Annotated in this window: 20 protein-coding genes and 3 tRNA genes; 3 read left to right on the top strand and 20 right to left on the bottom strand. The window is 70.8% G+C overall.

Annotation, left to right across the window (positions count from 1 at the left end; all coding sequences use genetic code 11):
- Positions 1 to 45: 45 nt before the first annotated feature.
- The 10 genes from rplL to E1264_RS25270 form a co-directional block, all read right to left on the bottom strand.
- Positions 46 to 435 (bottom strand): 50S ribosomal protein L7/L12, encoded by a 390-nt coding sequence (gene rplL, locus E1264_RS25315; protein ID WP_132177697.1) that lies wholly within the window; start codon positions 433 to 435, stop codon positions 46 to 48.
- 51 nt (positions 436 to 486) lie between these two features.
- Positions 487 to 1,080, bottom strand: coding sequence for a 50S ribosomal protein L10 (rplJ, locus tag E1264_RS25310; RefSeq protein ID WP_132177695.1), 594 nt, complete (start codon positions 1,078 to 1,080; stop codon positions 487 to 489).
- Positions 1,081 to 1,416: 336 nt separating this feature from the next.
- Positions 1,417 to 2,301 (bottom strand): DUF6612 family protein, encoded by an 885-nt coding sequence (locus tag E1264_RS25305; RefSeq protein WP_132177693.1) that lies wholly within the window; start codon positions 2,299 to 2,301, stop codon positions 1,417 to 1,419.
- A gap of 157 nt (positions 2,302 to 2,458) precedes the next feature.
- Positions 2,459 to 3,310, bottom strand: a complete 852-nt coding sequence (locus E1264_RS25300) for a hypothetical protein (protein WP_243711154.1) — start codon at positions 3,308 to 3,310, stop codon at positions 2,459 to 2,461.
- Positions 3,311 to 3,488: 178 nt separating this feature from the next.
- On the bottom strand, positions 3,489 to 5,066 hold the full coding sequence (locus tag E1264_RS25295) for an AMP-binding protein (RefSeq protein WP_132177691.1): 1,578 nt from the start codon (positions 5,064 to 5,066) through the stop codon (positions 3,489 to 3,491).
- A gap of 122 nt (positions 5,067 to 5,188) precedes the next feature.
- Positions 5,189 to 5,905 carry a 50S ribosomal protein L1 gene (rplA, locus tag E1264_RS25290; protein WP_132177689.1) on the bottom strand — a complete coding sequence of 239 codons (717 nt, stop codon included), beginning with the start codon at positions 5,903 to 5,905 and terminating at the stop codon, positions 5,189 to 5,191.
- Positions 5,906 to 5,964: 59 nt separating this feature from the next.
- Positions 5,965 to 6,393, bottom strand: coding sequence for a 50S ribosomal protein L11 (gene rplK, locus E1264_RS25285; RefSeq protein WP_131963215.1), 429 nt, complete (start codon positions 6,391 to 6,393; stop codon positions 5,965 to 5,967).
- 312 nt (positions 6,394 to 6,705) lie between these two features.
- Complete coding sequence (gene nusG, locus E1264_RS25280; RefSeq protein WP_132177687.1) at positions 6,706 to 7,578, bottom strand: transcription termination/antitermination protein NusG; 873 nt, start codon at positions 7,576 to 7,578, stop codon at positions 6,706 to 6,708.
- A gap of 80 nt (positions 7,579 to 7,658) precedes the next feature.
- Positions 7,659 to 7,919 carry a preprotein translocase subunit SecE gene (gene secE / locus E1264_RS25275; protein WP_132177686.1) on the bottom strand — a complete coding sequence of 87 codons (261 nt, stop codon included), beginning with the start codon at positions 7,917 to 7,919 and terminating at the stop codon, positions 7,659 to 7,661.
- Between the two features lie 109 nt (positions 7,920 to 8,028).
- Positions 8,029 to 8,101: transfer RNA gene (locus tag E1264_RS25270), tRNA-Trp, on the bottom strand.
- Between the two features lie 277 nt (positions 8,102 to 8,378).
- Between E1264_RS25270 and E1264_RS25265 the strand changes: the two genes are divergently transcribed.
- Positions 8,379 to 9,590 (top strand): pyridoxal phosphate-dependent aminotransferase, encoded by a 1,212-nt coding sequence (locus E1264_RS25265; RefSeq protein ID WP_132177684.1) that lies wholly within the window; start codon positions 8,379 to 8,381, stop codon positions 9,588 to 9,590.
- 219 nt (positions 9,591 to 9,809) lie between these two features.
- On the opposite strand, the gene E1264_RS25260 is transcribed toward E1264_RS25265, so the two are convergent.
- From E1264_RS25260 to E1264_RS25250, 3 genes are all read right to left on the bottom strand, one after another.
- Positions 9,810 to 10,553, bottom strand: coding sequence for a hypothetical protein (locus E1264_RS25260; RefSeq protein ID WP_132177682.1), 744 nt, complete (start codon positions 10,551 to 10,553; stop codon positions 9,810 to 9,812).
- 3 nt (positions 10,554 to 10,556) lie between these two features.
- The gene (locus E1264_RS25255) at positions 10,557 to 11,066 is read right to left on the bottom strand and encodes a SigE family RNA polymerase sigma factor (RefSeq protein WP_132177680.1); all 510 of its coding nucleotides are present in this window, start codon (positions 11,064 to 11,066) and stop codon (positions 10,557 to 10,559) included.
- 205 nt (positions 11,067 to 11,271) lie between these two features.
- The gene (locus tag E1264_RS25250; RefSeq protein ID WP_132177678.1) at positions 11,272 to 12,249 is read right to left on the bottom strand and encodes a hypothetical protein; all 978 of its coding nucleotides are present in this window, start codon (positions 12,247 to 12,249) and stop codon (positions 11,272 to 11,274) included.
- A gap of 220 nt (positions 12,250 to 12,469) precedes the next feature.
- Between E1264_RS25250 and E1264_RS25245 the strand changes: the two genes are divergently transcribed.
- Positions 12,470 to 13,540, top strand: coding sequence for an adenosine deaminase (locus E1264_RS25245; protein WP_132177676.1), 1,071 nt, complete (start codon positions 12,470 to 12,472; stop codon positions 13,538 to 13,540).
- A 13-nt stretch (positions 13,541 to 13,553) separates the two neighbouring features.
- Here the strand turns inward: E1264_RS25245 and E1264_RS25240 are convergent, their stop codons facing one another.
- From E1264_RS25240 to E1264_RS25210, 7 genes are all read right to left on the bottom strand, one after another.
- Complete coding sequence (locus E1264_RS25240; RefSeq protein ID WP_207936171.1) at positions 13,554 to 14,135, bottom strand: TMEM165/GDT1 family protein; 582 nt, start codon at positions 14,133 to 14,135, stop codon at positions 13,554 to 13,556.
- A gap of 262 nt (positions 14,136 to 14,397) precedes the next feature.
- On the bottom strand, positions 14,398 to 15,465 hold the full coding sequence (locus tag E1264_RS25235; RefSeq protein WP_132177674.1) for a UDP-N-acetylmuramate dehydrogenase: 1,068 nt from the start codon (positions 15,463 to 15,465) through the stop codon (positions 14,398 to 14,400).
- A gap of 31 nt (positions 15,466 to 15,496) precedes the next feature.
- Positions 15,497 to 15,922 carry a MaoC family dehydratase gene (locus E1264_RS25230; protein WP_132177672.1) on the bottom strand — a complete coding sequence of 142 codons (426 nt, stop codon included), beginning with the start codon at positions 15,920 to 15,922 and terminating at the stop codon, positions 15,497 to 15,499.
- Entirely contained in the window at positions 15,922 to 16,359 is a 438-nt protein-coding gene (locus tag E1264_RS25225; RefSeq protein WP_132177670.1) for a MaoC family dehydratase N-terminal domain-containing protein, read from the bottom strand. Before E1264_RS25225 ends, E1264_RS25230 begins: the two co-directional genes overlap by 1 nt.
- Positions 16,360 to 16,640: 281 nt before the next feature.
- Positions 16,641 to 16,805 carry a 50S ribosomal protein L33 gene (gene rpmG, locus E1264_RS25220; protein WP_026404241.1) on the bottom strand — a complete coding sequence of 55 codons (165 nt, stop codon included), beginning with the start codon at positions 16,803 to 16,805 and terminating at the stop codon, positions 16,641 to 16,643.
- A gap of 121 nt (positions 16,806 to 16,926) precedes the next feature.
- Positions 16,927 to 17,000, bottom strand: a tRNA-Met gene (locus tag E1264_RS25215).
- Positions 17,001 to 17,310: 310 nt separating this feature from the next.
- Positions 17,311 to 17,383, bottom strand: a tRNA-Thr gene (locus E1264_RS25210).
- Between the two features lie 159 nt (positions 17,384 to 17,542).
- Here E1264_RS25210 and E1264_RS25205 point away from each other — a divergent pair.
- Positions 17,543 to 18,574, top strand: a complete 1,032-nt coding sequence (locus tag E1264_RS25205) for a hypothetical protein (RefSeq protein ID WP_132177668.1) — start codon at positions 17,543 to 17,545, stop codon at positions 18,572 to 18,574.
- The last annotated feature ends 153 nt before the right edge of the window (positions 18,575 to 18,727 follow it).

The following is an 18,727-nucleotide window of genomic DNA, read 5'->3' as shown; positions in this document are numbered from 1 at the left end:
GTGGTGGGACGGCCGCCTCCCTGTGAAGCGGTGGCTTGGAGCGCCCTACTTGACGGTGACCGTCGCGCCGGCCTTCTCCAGGGCCTCCTTGGCCTTGTCGGCGGCCTCCTTGTTGACCTTCTCCAGCAGCGGCTTCGGCGCGCCGTCGACCAGGTCCTTGGCCTCCTTGAGGCCGAGGCTCGTGAGCGCGCGGACCTCCTTGATGACCTGGATCTTCTTGTCGCCGGCACCCTCCAGGATGACGTCGAACTCGTCCTGGACCGCGGCCTCCTCGGCCGGGGCGCCCGTGGCGCCCGGGGCGGCGGCCACGGCCGCGACCGGCGCGGCGGCCTTGACGTCGAAGACCTCCTCGAACTGCTTCACGAACTCCGAGAGCTCAAGAAGGGTCATCTCCTTGAACGCGTCGAGCAGATCGTCGGTGCTGAGCTTCGCCATGATCTTTCCTCCGCTATGGCTTGAGAACTGGGGATTACGAACCGCGGGTGCCTATTCGGCGGACGCCTCGGCGGCGGGCGCGTCGGCGGCGGGCGCGTCGGCGGCGGGGGCCTCGGCGGTCTCGCCGGCCTCCGCGCGCTTGGCGCGCAGCGCCTCGGCGAGCTGGGCCGCCTGCGTCGGCAGGGCGTTGAAGAGCGCGGCGGCATTCGCCATGGAGCCCTTCATCGCGCCGGCGAGCTTCGCGAGGAGGACCTCGCGAGACTCCAGGTCCGCCAGCTGGGTGATCTGCTTGGCGTCCATCGACTGACCGTCGATGAAGCCGCCCTTGATCACCAGCATCGGGTTGGCCTTGGCGAAGTCGCGCAGGCCCTTGGCGGCCTCGACCACGTCACCGCGGACGAACGCGATGGCCGACGGGCCTTCGAGCAGCTCCCGGAACCGCTCGTCGACACCGGCCTCGTTCGCCGCGCGCTTGGTCAGCGTGTTCTTCACCACGCGAAACCGTGCGGTCTCGCCGAGGTTGCCGCGCAGCTCCTGCACCTGCGCGACGGTAAGCCCGCGGTACTCGGTCAGCACGGCGCCGTTGGAGCTCTCGAACTCGTTCTTGAGCTCGGCGATCGCCGCGTCCTTATCGGCCTTGGCCATGCGGCCTCCTTCCGATTACCTGGGTGGTCACGACCTTCGTCCACCCCGGGATGAGTCCGGGAGGAGTGCGGATCGACCAAAAAACGCCCCGGCGCAGGCGCGCGGGGCGTCCAGGCACGGCACGGGAGGCCATGCGGGAAGCTCTCGTCTCACCTGCGCAGGCCGCCCGAACGAGTTCGGGTCCTTCGGTCACCCCATGCGAGGTGACGACCGGCGGTCTTCGGCAGATAACAGAATACGTGCGTCTCCCGGGTAGACCAAATCGGAAACGGCGAGGGCCGCGCCGGTGGTGGTCCGGCGCGGCCCTGCGAGGTGTTCGGGAGGTCCCGGCGGGCGTCAGGTGCCCGGGAGGCCGCCGCCGCCACCGAGGCCGTTCAGCAGCTGGCTGAAGTCGGTGGTCTCGCTCGCGGGCGGCGCGGTGATCTGCACCGCCTTGCCGTAGTCGCGGTAGGTCATCGTGATGTTCATGACGCCGGCGGTCGTCTGCCCCGACTTCATCGCCAGCTTGCGGGGGAGCTGCTCGCCGTCCACCCACAGGTCGAAGGTCATGTTCTGCATGCCCATGTCCGCGTAGCTCTTGCGGATCGCCTCCTGGGACTCGGCGGGCAGCTTGGCGATCGCGTCCTCCAACCGGTAGGTGCCGGTGTAGTGCGTCGTCTCGACGCCGTTCACCGTCTCCTTGCCGACCTCGCGCACGTCCTTGGACGCCGTGAGCATCTTCGTGTTCTGGACGGGGTCCATCTGCTGCGACTGCTGGAGCAGCTGCTCGATGTTCATCCCGGACTTGCGGCCCAGCTCGTCCAGCGAGATCTTCAGCCACGGCTTGGCCGCGGACCCGCCGCCGAGCTGCGACAGCATCGGGATCTTCATGTACATGGTCCGGTCGACCAGGACGTACTCCATGCCGCCCATGGACTGGCTGCCCACCGACATCTGGTCGAAGCTCATGCTGTAGGCGACGTCGGGCTTCGTCCGGTACTGCATCTGGCCGGTCGCGTTGACGTCGCCCTCGCTCCCCCCGGTCATCTGCATCGAGAGGTCGGCCTTGAACGAGTCGACGCTGCCGGTCTTCTCCGCGGCCTTGCCCAGCACCTGCGCGGCCGACAGCTTCAGGTTCTTGCCTGCCTCGTCCACCTTGTTCCCGGCGTCCCCGAGACAGCCGGTCATCGAGAGGACGAGGCCGGTCGCCAGCGCCGCGCTCGCGGCGAAACGACGGATCATGTGGGGGGTCTCCTTGGTCTGTTCTGCAAACGGATCCGATCTTGCCAGCTCAGGGCCGCTGCCGGCGAACCGCTTTCCGTCAGAGCCGAATGCTGGATCAGACGCTGAGGAGACCCCGCAAGTTCACATAAGTCCGAAAATGGGGCCTGACGAGTGCTCAGTTCCCGCCGAGCACCCCGCCGAGCGACAGCTGCCCCACCTGGTCGGACGGCGGCGCGTTCACGCTGAACGACTCGCCGTAGTCGCTGTACAGGACGGTGACGGTGGCCTTCTCACCCTGCGGGCCCGCCGCCTTGGAGACGAGCTTGCGGGGCAGGTTGTCGCCGTCCGTCCACAGATCGAAGTTGATCTTGCTGTTCGCGCGGTCCTTCGGCAGCCACTTGCCGACCTTCTCGCGGGACTGCGCGTCGAGCTGGTTCAGCGCGTCCTGGACGGTGACCGTCCCGGCGTAGTGCGTCGTCTTGACGCCGTCGACCGTCTCGGTGCCGACCCGGCGGGCGTCCTTGGAACCGGTGAACATCTTCGTCTGCTCGGCCGGGTCGACCTGCTGGACCTGCTGGAGCAGGCTCTGGACGTCGAACCCGGTCCGCTGCGCCATCTGGTTGACGTCGATCTTCAGCCACGGCTTGCCGCCGCTGACGAACTGGGCGAGCTGCGGGACCTTGGCGTACAGGACGTTGTCGGTGAACAGCGCCTGGCCCTTGGCACCCGGGACGGTCCGCCCATTAGTGCTGAACTCGTCGAGCTTCGCGCTGAACTTCAGCGTCGGGCGCAGCTGGAACTGGCCGTTGGCATGGACCTTGCCGCCGTGCTCGCCGGTGCCCGTCACCGTGAGGTCGGCCTTGAACGTGTCGGTCTGGCCGGTCTTCTGGGACGCCTTCAGCAACGCCTGACCGGCGCTGAGTTTCATGTTCTCGGTGCTCGTCGTCCCGTCCCCGCCGCATCCGGACAGGAGGAGCGCGGCACCCACGGCGGTGCCACCGGCCGCCACCATGAGTCGTCGGTTCATAAGGGTTGAGCCTCCCTTGATCGCCCTGCTGGTGTTCCCAGTGTCCCGAGGCGGTAACGGCGCTACATCCCCCGATGGTACGAATGCCCGCGACGGCGGTACGACCCTCGGCGTAGCCGCGAGGGAGCCGAACGGCCGGTGCCCAAACGGCGCCAGGGCGGCGCTTCGCGGTGTTCGCTCAGGTGGGACGGCCTTCGGGACGGCCTTCGGGACGGCCTTCGGGACGGCCTTCGCTCAGTTGGGCGCGGAGGGCGGACTTGCGGATCTTGCCGGTGCCGGTGCGCGGCAGCGCGTCGGCGAACTCGATGCGGCGCGGCGCCTTGAACCCGGCGAGCCTGGCCCGGCACGCGGCGATCAGCTCGGCACCGTCCGGCGGGGCGCCGTCGGGCACGATCACCGCGCACACCGACTGGCCCCAGCGCGGATCGGGCAGCCCGATCACGGCGACCTCGGCGACGCCGGGGACCGCGCGCAGCACGTCCTCGACCTCGCGCGACGAGACGTTCTCGCCCCCGGTGATGATCACGTCCTTGAGGCGGTCGACCAGGTAGAGGTAGCCGTCCGCGTCGATGCGGCCGACGTCGCCGGTGCGGAACCAGCCTCCGGCCGTGAACGCCTCCGCGGTCGCGTCCGGGTCGTCCCAGTAGCCCGGGGTGACCTGCGCGCCCTTGACGACGACTTCGCCTAGCGTGCCGGGTGGGAGCGGCGTCGTCCCGTCCGCGCCGATCACCGCGATCTCGACGCCGTCGCCCGGACGTCCCGCGGACGCCGCCAGCTCCGGCCTGGACGCGATGGCGGTGCGGTGGTCGGCGGGCGACAGGAACGTGGCGTTGCCGGACAGCTCGGTCATGCCGAACCCCTGGTTGAGGTCGCAGCCCAGCACGTCGCCGACGCGGCGCAGCAGCGGGACCGGCATCGGCGCCGACCCGTAGGAGATAACTCGCAGGCTGCTTCGCAGGGCTTCGCGGGCCGCCGGGTCGGCTTCCACGTGCGCGAGCAGGTCCTCCAGCATCGTCGGGGCGAGGGACAGGCTCGTCACCCCGTGCCGGCGCGTCGCCTCCACGAGGGCGGCCGCGTCGAACCGGCGCAGCACGACGGCGTGCCGCCGGTACAGGTGGTGCAGCATGACCTGGTAGCCGGCGACATGGCAGAGCGGGAACGGGGTGAGGAACACGTCGCCGGGCCGGACGGGCCTGCCCGACGCCGACACGTCGATGCCCGCCAGCAGGCTCTTGTGCGTGAGCCGTACCCCCTTGGGACGGCCGGTCGTCCCGCTGGTGAACATCAGCCAGGCGACGCCGGAGTCCGTCGCGGTCTCGCGGTGGGGGGTGGCTGGCGCGTCCCAGGGGATGTCTTCGACGGCGGCCAGCGGAGGACGGCCCGCGGGGAACTCTCCCTCGGCGGCCAGCCGGTCGAGGAGGTCGGATTCGCCGATGGCGAGCTCGGCGCCGCTCCGGACGATCTGGTCGGCCCATTCGCGCGGATGCAGCCGTTGGTTGAGCGGCACGAGGATCCGGCCGTCCAGCGGAACCCCGTAGTAGGCGGCCACGTACTCCGGGCGGTTGTGCGCCAGCAGCGCCACCCGCGCCCCGGACGAGCAGCGCGCGGCGAGGTGGGCGCTGAGCGCGTCCGTGCGGCGGCGGAGCTCGCGGAACGTCCATGTGGTGCCGTCCACGGACAGCGCCGGGGCGTCGGGCGCGTCCCGCGCGGCGGCGTCGAGCACGTCGTAGAGCCGCGTTCGCCGCGCTCCGCCCATCGACCGCTCCCCTCGCTCGCCGCGCCGACGAATCTACCAAACGGCCGGTCGGCAAGGGAGGTCGCGTAACGCGACAGGGCGCCCCCGCCGACAGCGGGGACGCCCTGTTCGATGACGCTCGGTCAGACCTCTTCGAGCTCCGCGGTCAGGTTGCGGATCGCGTTCGGGTCCACCGGGATGCTCGGGCCCATCGACGTGGTCAGGACCGCCTTCTTGACGTACCGGCCCTTGGCGGCGGACGGCTTGAGCCGCTGGATCTCGTCGATGGCGGCGGCGTAGTTCTCCACCAGCTGGCGCTCGTTGAAGGACGCCTTGCCGATGATGAAGTGCAGGTTCGCGTGCCGGTCGACCCGGAACTCGATCTTGCCGCCCTTGATGTCGGTGACGGCCTTCGCCACGTCCATGGTGACCGTGCCCGTCTTCGGGTTCGGCATCAGGCCGCGCGGGCCGAGCACCCGGCCGAGGCGTCCGACCTTGCCCATCTGGTCGGGCGTCGCCACGACCGCGTCGAAGTCCAGGAAGCCGCCCTGGATCCGCTCGATCAGGTCGTCCGAGCCGACCAGGTCGGCGCCCGCGGACTCCGCCTCCTGCGCCTTCGCGCCGACCGCGAACACCAGCACGCGGGCGGTCTTACCGGTGCCGTGTGGCAGGTTCACGGTGCCGCGCACCATCTGGTCGGCCTTGCGCGGGTCGACGCCGAGCCGCAGCGCGACCTCGACGGTCGGGTCGAACTTGACGACCGCCGTCTCCTTGGCCAGCTTCACGGCCTCCACCGGGCTGTACAGCCGCTCCCGGTCGATCTTCTCGGCCGCCTGACGGTAGCCCTTGCTGCGCTTCATGTGCGTTCCTCCACTGGAACTCGTGGTACGGGCCAGCGCCGGCCCTGCCACCGGGTGACTTACTTGACCTCGATGCCCATCGACCGCGCGGTGCCGGCGACGATCTTCTCGGCGGCGTCGAGGTCCTTGGCGTTGAGGTCGGGCATCTTGGTCGTGGCGATCTCGCGGACCTGGTCGCGGGTGACCGACCCGACCTTGGTCTTGTGCGGCTCGCCGCTGCCCTTCTCCACGCCCGCGGCCTTCAGGATGAGCTGCGCGGCCGGCGGGGTCTTGGTGACGAAGCTGAACGACCGGTCCTCGTAGATGGTGATCTCTACGGGGATGACGTTGCCGCGCTGGGAGTCCGTGGCAGCGTTGTACTGCTTGCAGAAGTCCATGATGTTGACGCCGTGCGGACCGAGCGCGGTACCGACCGGCGGCGCCGGAGTCGCCTGGCCCGCCTGCAACTGGACCTTGACGAGCGCGGCGATCTTCTTCTTCGGAGGCATGTGAACCCCTTTGTCCCATTTATCGGTGGTTCCGACTCCCGGCTACCCCGGGCAACACGGCGGTGGGACGCATCCACCGTGTAGGAACCGCTATGAATCTCGGCATCTCCGCAGGCACGAAGGCGACCGCTTCACCGGCCGCCACTCTCACTCTGCTATCAATCTGCTGAAACCAGCCGCAGATCAGCCGCGTGCGCGAGACAACCCGTCCAGGATACGGCCTTGGCGGAGTGGATTGACCTGGCGGCACGTCGTACAAGCGAACGGGCCGCCCGCGTTGGCGGGACGGCCCGGACGTGGGCTGATCTGCCCTCAGATTTTGGAGACCTGGTTGAAGCTCAGTTCCACCGGGGTTTCACGGCCGAAGATCGAAACCAAGACCTTGAGCTTCTGCTGTTCGGCGTTGATCTCGTTGACGGTGGCGGGGAGGGTGGCGAACGGGCCGTCCATGACGGTGACGGACTCGCCGACCTCGTAGTCGACGGTCGCGGCGGCGGCCTTCGCCTGCTCCTTGGCGGGCGCGGTGCCCTCCTCCGGCTCGGGGGCCAGCAGGTTGGCGACCTCGTCCAGGCTCAGCGGGGACGGCTTGTTCAGCAGCCCGACGAACCCGGTCACGCCGGGCGTGTTGCGGACCGCGGCCCACGACTCGTCGGTGAGCTCCATGCGGACCAGGATGTAGCCCGGCAGGACCTTCTCGTTGACCTTCTGCCGCTTGCCGCCCTTGATCTCGGTGACCTCGTGCTGCGGGACCTCGATCTGGAAGATGTAGTCCTCCATGTTGAGGGTCTGGGTGCGGGTCTCGATGTTGGTCTTGACCCGGTTCTCGTACCCCGCGTAGGAGTGCACGACGTACCAGTCGCCCGGCTGGAGGCGGAGCTGCAGCTTGAAGTCGGCGTACGGGTCGACGGGCGGCTCGGCGGGAGCCTCGGACTCCTCGTCCGCCTTCTCGTCGGCCTCGTCCTGCTCGCCCGTGACGGCGGCGGCGAGATCGCCGGCGTCCTCGGCGGTACCCGGCTCCTCGGGGCCCTCGCCCTCCAGTTTCGTGTCCGCGGGCTCGGCGTCGCCGGCGGAGACGACCGCTTCGGCCGTCTCCTCGGTGGGCTGCGCCGCCTGGTCCGCCGCAGCAGCCGCAGCGGACTGGGCCTCGTCAACGGCCTCGTCGTAGGGCTGTGAGGGCTCGGACACGATGACTCTTTCTCTCGGTGCTTCGGTGATGGACTTGCGATGGTGCGGGCGGTCGCCGGGTGGCGGCTCGGGCCCGGGCGTCAGCCGAAGACGGCGTAGACGCCCTCCTGCAGCCCGTAGTCCACGGCGGAAACGATCGCGACCATGATCAGCACGAAGACGAGGGACACCGTCGTGTAGGTGATGAGCTCCCGCCGCGTCGGCCAGATGACCTTGCGCAGCTCGGCGACGATCTGGCGCACGAACAGCGCCGGAGACGTCCGCCTGGAAGACCTCTCCTTTTTGCCCTTGCCTTCGTCCTTGGCCTCGGGCTCGTCGCGCTCGTCAGTCTCGGTAGCCATTGCCGCCGTTCACCTCATCGGTCGTGATCCAACCACCATGTGGTTGCCGCGCGGTCCCGCGCCGTGGGGTGCCACGGGTAGCGGGCACGGGTGCGCGCACCGCACCTCGCAGGGCAGGAGGGACTCGAACCCCCAACCGCCGGTTTTGGAGACCGGAGCTCTACCAATTGAGCCACTGCCCTTCATTTCTCCTGGTGAGGAGAACCCGACCATGGGGCCGGGATGGTGTCGCGTCCCAGCTTACGACCTTGCCCGGCATCGGTGTGCGGACAGGCGCATATGGCGGGGACGCGTCACTAGGACGGTGAGTCTACGGCCACAAGGCCCCCGCGTCGAACCAGATGCGCCGGAGATCCTCGCGCGGGCGCGGCGCGCCGCCGGCGCGCGCCGGGGGCGTGCCGTCCCACCGGCGCCGATATATGGCTCGGGTACCCGGACGGCGTCTGTAACGATAGAGGTATGAGCATCGACCGTCCTCGCATCTCCAAGCGCATCGCCGCGATATCCGAATCCGCCACGCTGGCCGTCGACGCCAAGGCCAAGGCGCTGAAGGCGGCGGGCCGCCCGGTCATCGGGTTCGGCGCGGGCGAGCCCGACTTCCCGACCCCCGGCTACATCGTCGAGGCGGCGGTGACCGCCTGCAGGGTGCCCCGCTTCCACAAGTACACGCCGGCGGGCGGGCTGCCCGAGCTGCGCGCCGCCGTCGCCGAGAAGACCGAGCGCGACTCCGGGTACCGGGTGGACGCCTCCCAGGTCCTGATCACCAACGGCGGCAAGCAGGCGGTGTACGAGGCGTTCGCGGCGCTGCTCGACCCGGGCGACGAGGTGCTCGTCCCGACGCCGTACTGGACGACCTACCCCGAGTCGATCAAGCTGGCGGGCGGGGTGCCCGTGGACGTCGTCGCCGACGAGACCACCGGTTACAAGGTGAGCGTCGAGCAACTGGAGGCGGCCCGCACCGACCGGACGAAGGTGCTGCTGTTCGTGTCGCCGTCCAACCCGACCGGCGCGGTGTACTCGCGCGACGAGGTCGAGGCGGTCGGCCGCTGGGCGGACGGGCACGGCCTGTGGGTCATCACCGACGAGATCTACGAGCACCTCGTGTACGGCGACGCCGAGTTCCACTCGATGCCCGTGGTGGTGCCGGAGCTGGCCGACCGGACGCTCGTCCTGAACGGCGTCGCGAAGACGTACGCGATGACGGGCTGGCGGGTCGGCTGGATGGTCGGCCCCGCGGACGTGGTGAAGGCCGCGCAGAACCTCCAGTCGCACGCGACGTCCAACGTGGCGAACGTGTCGCAGGCGGCGGCGCTCGCCGCGGTGACCGGGGACCTGTCGGCGGTGGCGGAGATGCGCAAGGCGTTCGACCGGCGCCGCAAGACGATCGTGAAGATGCTGAACGAGATCCCGGGCGTGGTGTGCCCCGAGCCGGAGGGCGCGTTCTACGCCTACCCGTCGGTCAAGGAGCTGCTGGGCAGGGAGATCCGCGGGAAGCGCCCGGAGACGTCGGTGGAGCTGGCGTCGCTGATCCTGGAGGAGGCGGAGGTCGCGCTGGTGCCGGGCGAGGCGTTCGGCACGCCCGGGTACTTCCGCCTGTCGTACGCGCTCGGCGACGACGACCTCGCCGAGGGCGTGTCGCGCGTCGCGAAGCTGCTCTCCGAAGCGGGCTGACCCGCCGTACCGATCTCTCCTCACGAGCCGGCCCCGGGCGCACACAATTTGCCCGGGGCCGGTCTCGTGTGGAACGGGCCCGCCTCCTGATCCCGTTCCCGGATGTCCGGCGGGACGTTCCGCGCGGCCCCTCTCCGCTACGGAACGTCCCGCCGGAACGGGGTCATCTGGCCGCTGCGCGGCCGGTCGCCGCAAGGCGCACGGGCGGACGCCCTCGGCTCACGGGCGGACGCCCTCGGCGATGCGCATGAGGTGGCGGCTGACCGGCCCGCCGGCGGACACGGTGACGCCGACGTTCGGCCCGGCCAGCCAGGAGACCTGGCGTCCGGAGCCGGGGAGGTCGCCGGTGAGCGCGGGCGTCCCGCGCACGGACGTGCGGCCGGGGATGCCCGTCGACTTCATGAGCTCCTGCGGCCCGGCGAGCGCGCCCTTCACCAGGACGATCTCCACCCAGCCGGCGTCCCCCTGCCATTTGCAGGTCGTCGTCTTGCGCTTGGCGGTGCCCGTCACGGCGCACGGCGCGGCGGCGGTGAGGCCGTCCGGGAGGTAGGTGACCCAGCTCGGCAGGTCGGGCAGCCCGCCGACGCCGGGCCTGCCCGGCCCGCCGGGGGCGCCCGGAGGGTGGCCCCCCGGATGCCTCGTCGCACCCGCCCCGGGCCGTTCCTTTGCTGACGGGGGCCGGGATTGGCCCGGGGCGGGCGGCCGTTCCGGCTGCGGGAACGCCGAGACAGTGCTCGTCGGACGTGTCGTCTCGGAGTTCCCGGCAGGTGTGGCCCGGAACGACTGATAGGTGGGCACCAGGGCGAGCGCGGTGACCGACGCGGCGACCGCTCCGGCGGCCGCGTGGATCCGGGTCTTCCGGCGCCGGTGGCGGCGCTTGACGTCCGCGACGAGCGACGGCGACGCGGACGCGTCGGCCACCTGCTCGGCCATGGCCTTCCGCAGTTCGTTCTCCAGATCCATCGCTCATCTCCCCAGTGGCGCCAGGTTCTTGTCGAGGCGTTCCCGGAGCCTGGCCAGTCCCCGGGACGCCTGGCTCTTGACCGTTCCGACCGAACAGCCGAGGGCCTGCGCCGTCTCCACCTCCGACAGGTCCTCCCAGAAGCGCAGGACCAGGACGGCCCGCTGCCGCGGACCGAGCTTGCGCAGCTCGTCCATGAGCGTCCCCCTCAGCTCGACGGCGTGGTTGGGCGAGACGTCCGGCGTCTCCGGAAGCCTCGCCATGTGGATCTCCCGTAGCACCTTCCAGCGCCGGGACCGGCTGATCACGAGGTTGACCAGGATCCGGCGGACGTAGGGTTCCGGATCGCTGCCCGCCTCCAGCCGGCCCCAATGCCGGTAGGCCTTTTCCAGCGCGGTCTGCAGGATGTCCTCGGCGTCCTGCCTGGCCCCGCACATGAGTGCCGCGGTGCGCAGCAGGGCATCGCCGCGTTCCGTCACGAACTCCACGAACGACCTGTCTTCTCGACGCCCCACCTGTGCTCCGTCCCGGCTAGAGCGGATTCGGCGTGTTACCGAGAGCGGGCGGCCTCCGCGCCGGGCCGCCCGCCCGCGTCCTTCTCTTTCGCGCCCCGCGTACCGGCTCCCCTGCGCGATGTGCGGCCGGTACGCTCGCGGGCTTGACGCGGGCGGCCTGCGTCCCTCAGGCCGCCCGCGTCCCTTCTTCTACTGGCCTGGTCTTCTACTGGGCCTGGCGCAGGGCGGTGGTCACGTCCTTGAGACCGCCCGCGAGAACCGGGCTGCCGTTGACGAACATCGAGTAGCCGTTCGGGTCGAACAGCAGCACGCCGCTGCCGCCCGGGCCCATCCAGCCGGCCGCCCCGTACACGGTGATCGGGGTGCCGCCCTGCGGCAGGTTCAGCGCCTGCCGGAGCTGATTCTGCGACATTCCGGCCGGGGTCTTCAGCGTTTCGACGGTGATCCACCGGCCGCCGGTGCCGGTCCACTTCTGCGTGACGGCGCAGACGTTGTGCTTGCGCAGCTCAGCGGAGCCCGGGACGGCCGACGCGTAGCGCAGGCCCTTGGTCAGCATGACGGCCTTCTCGACCGGGCTGCCGACCTTCACCGCCGGCTGCAGCGTGCTGCAGTCGAGCTTGGGAGCGGACGGCAGGCCGGGCTTGCCGGGGACGCGGCCGTTCTCCGGCGCGGGCGCCGGGAGGTTCTTGCCGAGGTCGTCGGTGGACGGCGCGCAGGACGGCAGGTTCTTGGGGAGCGTCTTGGCGTCCGGGGCCTTGACGCCGGGGACGTCGGTCTTCGGCAGGTCCGCCTTCGGCAGGTTGCCGGGGACGCCCGGGTTCGGCGCACCGGGGACGGCGGGAACCGCGGGGGCACCGGGAACGGCGGGCTTCGGCAGCTGGCCCTGCGGGAGGTCCTTGCCGGCCGGGTTCTGCTTGAGGTGCTTCTCGATCTCCTTCTTGGCGGCGGCGTCGGGGAGCTTGCCGTCCGGGAGCTTGGCGCCGGGCAGGCCGGGCTTGGCCGGCAGGCAGGTCGGGGGCGCGGCGGGCGCCTTGACCTGGCGCTCGGCCGCGGGCGCCTTGGCGCCCGCGGGCAGCGTGGTCGCGGGGTCGGAGGCGCCGGTCATCGCCCACGTCGCGCCGCCGCCCACGGCCACGGTGCCGATGGCGGACGCCGCGATCAGAGCGGCCTTCAGCGTGATCATCGTGTATCCTTTCTGCCCGTCTTCCTTGCGGGGGTATGCCTGTTTCTCTCTGGCGCCCCTCGTATACGCACGGTGCCCGGACGGGGTTGCACGTGATTCCAAAGTTTTTTCGCGGTGCCCATGGGCGGGATGGCCGCGGCGTGTCATGCGAGGTAGTCCGGTGTGGTGATCTCTGCGGGCCGGGGGTTCGGCGGGGACGAAGATCCGGCAACATTGGCTCATGGAGGCCCGTACCGTTTCACCCCGCTCGGAGCATCCACGCGTCGCGTGCGGCTCCCCCCGTCCGGACGTGGCCCTGCTCCCGAAGGCGCACCTGCACCTGCACTTCACGGGCTCGATGCGGCACGCGACGCTGGTGGAGCTCGCCGGCGTGCACGGCGTCCACCTGCCGGACGCGCTCGTCGAGGACTGGCCGCCCCGGCTGCACGCGACCGACGAGCGCGGCTGGTTCCGGTTCCAGCGCCTGTACGACATCGCGCGGTCGGTGCTGCGGACGCCGGACGACCTGCGCCGCCTGCTCCGCGAGACCGCCGAGGACGAGGCGGCCGAGGGCTCGGGCTGGCTGGAGATCCAGGTCGATCCGAGCGGCTACGCGGCGATGTTCGGCGGGCTGACCCCGACCGTCGAGCTGGTGCTGGACGCGGCGCGGGAGGCGTCGCGGGCGTCCGGCGTCGGCATCGGCGTGGTGATCGCGGCGAACCGGACCCGGCACCCGCTGGACGCGAAGACGCTCGCGCGGCTGGCCGTCCGGTACGCGGGCGAGGGCGTCGTCGGGTTCGGGCTGTCCAACGACGAGCGGCGGGGCCGGGCCTACGACTTCGAGGGCGCGTTCCGGATCGCGAAGCGCGGCGGGCTGCTGTCGGTCCCGCACGGCGGCGAGCTGCTCGGGCCGGCGAGCGTCCGGGAGTGCCTGGAGACGCTGCGCGCCGACCGGATCGGCCACGGCGTCCGCGCGGTCGCCGACCCGTCGCTGGTCGCGGCGATCGCCGAGCGGGGCGTGACGCTGGAGGTCTGCCCGTCGTCGAACGTGGGCCTCGGGGTGGCGGCGACGGCGTCGGACGTCCCCGTGCGGCGGCTGTACGAGGCGGGCGCGCCGATCGCGCTCGGCGCCGACGACCCGCTGCTGTTCGGGTCGCGGCTGGCCCGCCAGTACGAGCTCGTCCGCACGGAGCACGGCTTCTCCGACAGCGAGCTGGCGGACCTGGCCCGCCAGTCGATCAAGGCTTCGGCGGCGCCCGGCGACATCCGGCATCGGCTGCTGGCCGGGGTCGACGCGTGGCTCAACAGCTGACCCCGCGGCGCTTTCAGGCGGTGGCACCTTCGATGAGGAGGAGGACGCCGAAGATCGCGAACCCGGCGGCCGCGCCGTACTTGATGACCCGCTCGGGGAGCCTCCTGCCGAGGATCTGACCGACCACGATGGCGAGCCCGTCGGCGGCGACCATGCCGATCGTCGAACCGGCCCACACTCCGGTCAGCGCGAGCAGCCCGCCGTTGTCGGCGGCGAGGGTGACGGTGGCGAGCATCGTCTTGTCGCCCAGCTCGGCCAGGAAGAACGCCCCACCGACGGCCAGGATCGCCGATCCGGTGGCGCGACGGGCCTTGTCGCGTTCGGTGTCGTCCAGCTCGTCGCCGCGAAGCGTCCACAGCGCGAAGCCGAGGAACGCGACACCGGCGAGGATCGAGATCGGGCCGGTCGGGAGCGCGGCGCCCAGCGCGGCGCCGAGCGCGACGCTCGCCAGGTGGACGAGCGCGGTCGCGGCGGTGATGCCGATCAGCACCGGGAGCGCCCGGAAGCGGGTGGCGAAGGTCATGGCCATGAGCTGGCTCTTGTCGCCGAGCTCGGCGACGAAGATCACGGCCAGGCTGATGAGGAAGGCGGTCACCGGTTCCCTCTCGCTCGGATGCCGAGCGGAGGGCGGGAGCTTCTGGAGCAAGCGACCTCGGCCCGGCATTACTGCCAGGCCGAGGGTCTCGTCCGCCCGGATTGTCAGGGCCGGGCCCGCGTGACCGGGCGCCACAGGCGGCGCCAGTATGTCGATCACGCGATTGGGACTACTCCCCCTCGACGTTTTCGACAGTATCAAGCGCCGCCCATTGGCCCAATGTTCGGAACATCACACCGGAGCCGGGCGAATAGGGGGTGGGTCAGAGGGTCACGCCGATCAGGACGGGCTCGTTCACCAGCTCGACGCCGAACGCGTCGCGGACGCCGCCGCGGACCTCGCGGGCGAGGGCGAGCAGGTCGGCGGTGCTGGCGCCGCCCGGATTGGTGAGGGCGAGGGTGTGCTTGGTGGAGATCCGCGCCGGTCCGAGGGCGTGCCCCTTGGCGAAGCCGGCGCGGTCGATGAGCCAGGCCGCGGACGTCTTGACCCGGCCGCCGGTCTCCGGGTAGCGGGGGAACGCCGCGTCCGGTCCGAGGCGTTCGGCGACGCGGCGTTCCAGGTCGGCGAGCCGGTCCGGCTCCAGGATCGGGTTGGTGAAGAACGATCCGGCGCTGCGGGTGTCGGGGTCGGCGGCGTCCAGGACCATGCCCTTGCCGCGGCGCAGTTCGAGGACGGCGTCGCGCGCCTCCTTCAGCGTCACCCGGTCCCCCGGCTGGACGCCGAGCCGCTTCGCCAGCTCCGCGTAGGCGATCGGCTGCGACTCCTCGGATTCGTGGAGCGCGTACGTCACGTCCAGGATGACGTACCGGTCGTGGCCCTTGAAGGCGCTGTGCCGGTAGGTGAACCGGCAGGCGTCGCGGTCGAGGGTGACGAGGGTGCGGGCGTGCCGGTCGTAGGCGCGGACCTCCACGACCGTCTCGCTGACGTCCTGGCCGTAGGCGCCGACGTTCTGGATCGGCGTCGCGCCGACGCGTCCGGGGATGCCGGACAGGCACTCGACGCCGGAGAGGCCGTCGGTGACGCAGCGGGCGACGAACGGGTCCCAGTCCTCGCCCGCCTGGACGCGGACGAGGACCCTGCCGCCGTCGGCGGCGACGCGCTCGGCGCCGCGGGTCCCGACGTGCACGACGGTGCCGGGGAAGCCCGCGTCGGACACGACCAGATTGCTGCCGCCGCCGAGCACGAGGACGGGCTCGCCCGCGTCGTCGGCGTCGCGGATCGCGGCGACGACCTCCGCCTCGGTCGTCGCCTCGACGAAGCGCCGGGCGGGACCGCCCAGCCGCAGCGTCGTGTACCCGGCCAGGTTCACCTCTTCAGCGAACACCGCCACGTCGACTTTCCCTCCCCGTGCCCAGCGCCCCTCAGGCGAGCCTGACGACCGCCTTCGCGCGCGTGAGGACCTTCTGGCCTTCCGACCTGGCGGTGAGCGCCACGACGACCTTGTTGTCGTCGAGCTTCTCCTCCACCGTGCCGCTGATCTCCAGCGTCGCGCCGCCCTCGTCCGGGACGACCACCGGCGAGGAGAACCGTACCCCGTAGTCGACCACGGAGCCCGGGTCGCCGGCCCAGTCGGTCACGAACCGGCCGCCCTGGGCCATCGTGAACATGCCGTGGGCGATGACGTTCGGCAGCCCGACGGCCTTCGCGGCGGACTCGCGCCAGTGGATCGGGTTGAAGTCGCGGGACGCGCCCGCGTACATGACGAGGTCGGCGCGGTCGATCGGGAACGTCCGGGCGGGGATCTCGGTGCCGACCTCGACGTCGGCGTACTTCACGGTGGCGGTCATCAGGCCCCTCGCTCCACGATCGTGTTGTACGACTTGCAGATCATCTCGCCCTCGACGGTCTCGACGTCGGTCACGGCGGTGAGTTTCTCGTTGTTCCCGATCGACTTGATCTCGGTGATGGTGGTCGTGGTGGTGACCACGTCGCCGGCGCGGAGCGGGCGGGTGTACTCGAACCGCTGCTCGCCGTGGACGACCATCGCGAAGTTGAGGCCGAGGTCGGGGTCGGCGAGGGCGGCGGAGCCGAAGGAGACGACGATCGGAAAGGTCGGCGGCGCGATCACGTCCGGGTATCCGGCCGCCTTGGCGGCCTCCTGGTCGTGGTAGATCGGGTTGTGGTCGCCGATGGCGTCCGCGAACTCGCGGATCTTCACCCGGCTCACCTCGTACGGTTCGCTCGGCGGGAAGGTCCGCCCGATGAAATCACGGTTCAGTGCCATGCAGTGCCGTCCCTCCGGTCGCGCTGGGCTTCGGACGGGACGGTAACAGAACAGCGTTCAGCCCGCCCCCGCGGGTCTCACTGGCGGGAACGGGCTGATCGGGTCGAGCGGGCGCGCAGGCGAGCCGGATGGCGGGCGCGCGGTGAAACCAGGTGGCAAGCAGGCGAAAAGCCGGATGGCAAGCGGGCGAAGAGATCGATGTCTCGCGGGCCTGCCTGCGCGGACGGTGACTCGCGGCGCGTGCGCTCTCTCGGGCGGCCGCGGCTCCGTCCGGAGATCGGCTAGCGGGTCTCCCGGTGCGGACGGTGGGTCCGGCAGTTGGGGCAGTACTTCTTGATCTCCAGGCGGTCCGGGTCGTTGCGCCGGTTCTTCCGCGTGATGTAGTTGCGGTGCTTGCACTCCTGGCAGGCCAGCGTGATCTTCGGCCGGACGTCGGTGGCAGCCACGATGGAGTGCCTTTCTGAGCTGGGGACAAGGAACGTTCGGACGTCGGTCGCCCGGAGCGGGCGGCCGGCGGTTGGACCCAGGCCCGCTCACCCCCGGGACGGGGGTGAGAGACATGGGTAGTAGCGAGGGCCGGACTTGAACCGGCGACACAGCGATTATGAGCCGCTTGCTCTGCCTGACTGAGCTACCCCGCCGCGCTGGTCGGTGTGGACCGGAATGCAAGGATACCGGATGCTCACCGAACCCCGGAAACACGAAAACCCGGCTGATGATCGGGAATCGGTTTCGAGGGTTCCCCCGGACCGTGTCCCAGGTTACCGGGTGCGCCGATGACCTGCGAAACGTCGGACTGGAACCGGTGGGACGGTACCACAGCCCCCTGTATGGAGCGAATCCGGGCCAGTCGGGCCGCCGGGCCGGTCTCGACGGGCCGCCGCGACGGCCGGGAAAGTCCGGGAACGACGAAGGCCGCCGTCCTGATCGGATGGCGGCCGGAATGCCGTGAGCCCCTTTACGGAATCGAACCGTAGACCTTCTCCTTACCATGGAGACGCTCTGCCGACTGAGCTAAAGGGGCCTGCGTCGTTCGCGCAGTGAAACCATACACGCCCTGAGCAGATGGCGCGAACCGGTTTGGGCCCGGGTCGGGGGCGTCCGGAAGAGCCCGCCGTACCGCTCCGGGAGCGCGCGGCCCCGGCGTGCGACCGTCCCGTTCGCTGTGCCAGGGTGATCATCCATGGCTCTCAACCAGCTCGCTGACCAGATCGTCCGGGCGGCGATCGTCGAGGACAGGTCCTTCGGCGACCTCCTGCCGCAGCTCATGGAGGCGTCCCAGACCGCCTCCCCCGCCGACATGAGCGCCGCGATGCCCCGCCTCGCCGACGGCATCGCCGAGGCGCCGCCGAACCTCGGCGGCTGGCTCGCCGTCCTCACCGGCGCGTGGATCGAGAACGGCGCCGACGCCGATTCGGCCGCCGCGCGGGCCGTCGTCGAGCGGATCACCGAGGTCACCTCCGGGGCGCTGGCGTTCGCCAACGCATGGGAGGAGGCCACCGGCGGCAAACCGCCCGACATGCAGGACGAGCAGCCGTCCCAGCAGGCCGTCGACACGGTCGGCCCGAAGCTCGGGGACGGCGCGGTCGGCGCGATGATGGCGTGGTTCGCGCTTCCGCAGTACGTGATGGCCGGGTGCACGGTGCTGCAGAACTCGGCGTCCATCCGCGCGGGGCTGACCGACCGCGACTTCCGCGCGCTCACCGCGGGGCAGGCCGTCCAGTACCTCGGGCAGATGGACCACTACCACGCGCTGCTACGCGTCCTAGATGGCGAGAAGCTCCTCGTCCTCGACCGTGCGAGCCGCAAGGGCTGGACGGTCACCATCGGCGGCATCGGCGACAACTTCCAGCTGCACGTCCTGCTCGCCGGCGCCCTCATCGGACGCCCGGACGGCCTCACCGGGGACCGTCCCGCCCCCGAGATCCTCGCCTGCTTCCTGAACGCCGACGTCCCGCCCGGGCCGCCCGTCATCTCCAGCCCCTGGAACCTGGTCGACGCGCACGGTGAATGGATCTGGAACGAGGGCGTGCCCGCCGACATCCCGGTCGTCAACGGCACCCGCGTCGTCGTGATCGACCCGCCGTCCTACGAGCGGACGTTCCCGGCCGGACGCCGCTTCCCGATGATGCCCGCCACCATCCGCGTCGACGCCGCGCACCTCCCCGAAGACCTCGACCACTGGTGGCCCCACATCCCGCCCGCGAAACACTGAAGGGTCAGAAGCGGACCAGGACCGCGGTGGCGTCGTCGTAGCGCTTTCCCCGGGGGCCGTCAGCCGATGCCTCCGCCTCCCTGGTCCTTCTGACGAGTTCGCGCGGGCCTTCTTCGTCGAGCAGCCGGAGGAGGTCGTCCCACCCCATCTGCC

Source organism: Actinomadura sp. KC216, from assembly GCF_004348535.1.
In the GTDB taxonomy this organism is placed as follows: domain Bacteria; phylum Actinomycetota; class Actinomycetes; order Streptosporangiales; family Streptosporangiaceae; genus Spirillospora.
This window is presented reverse-complemented; position numbering and strand designations above follow the sequence as displayed.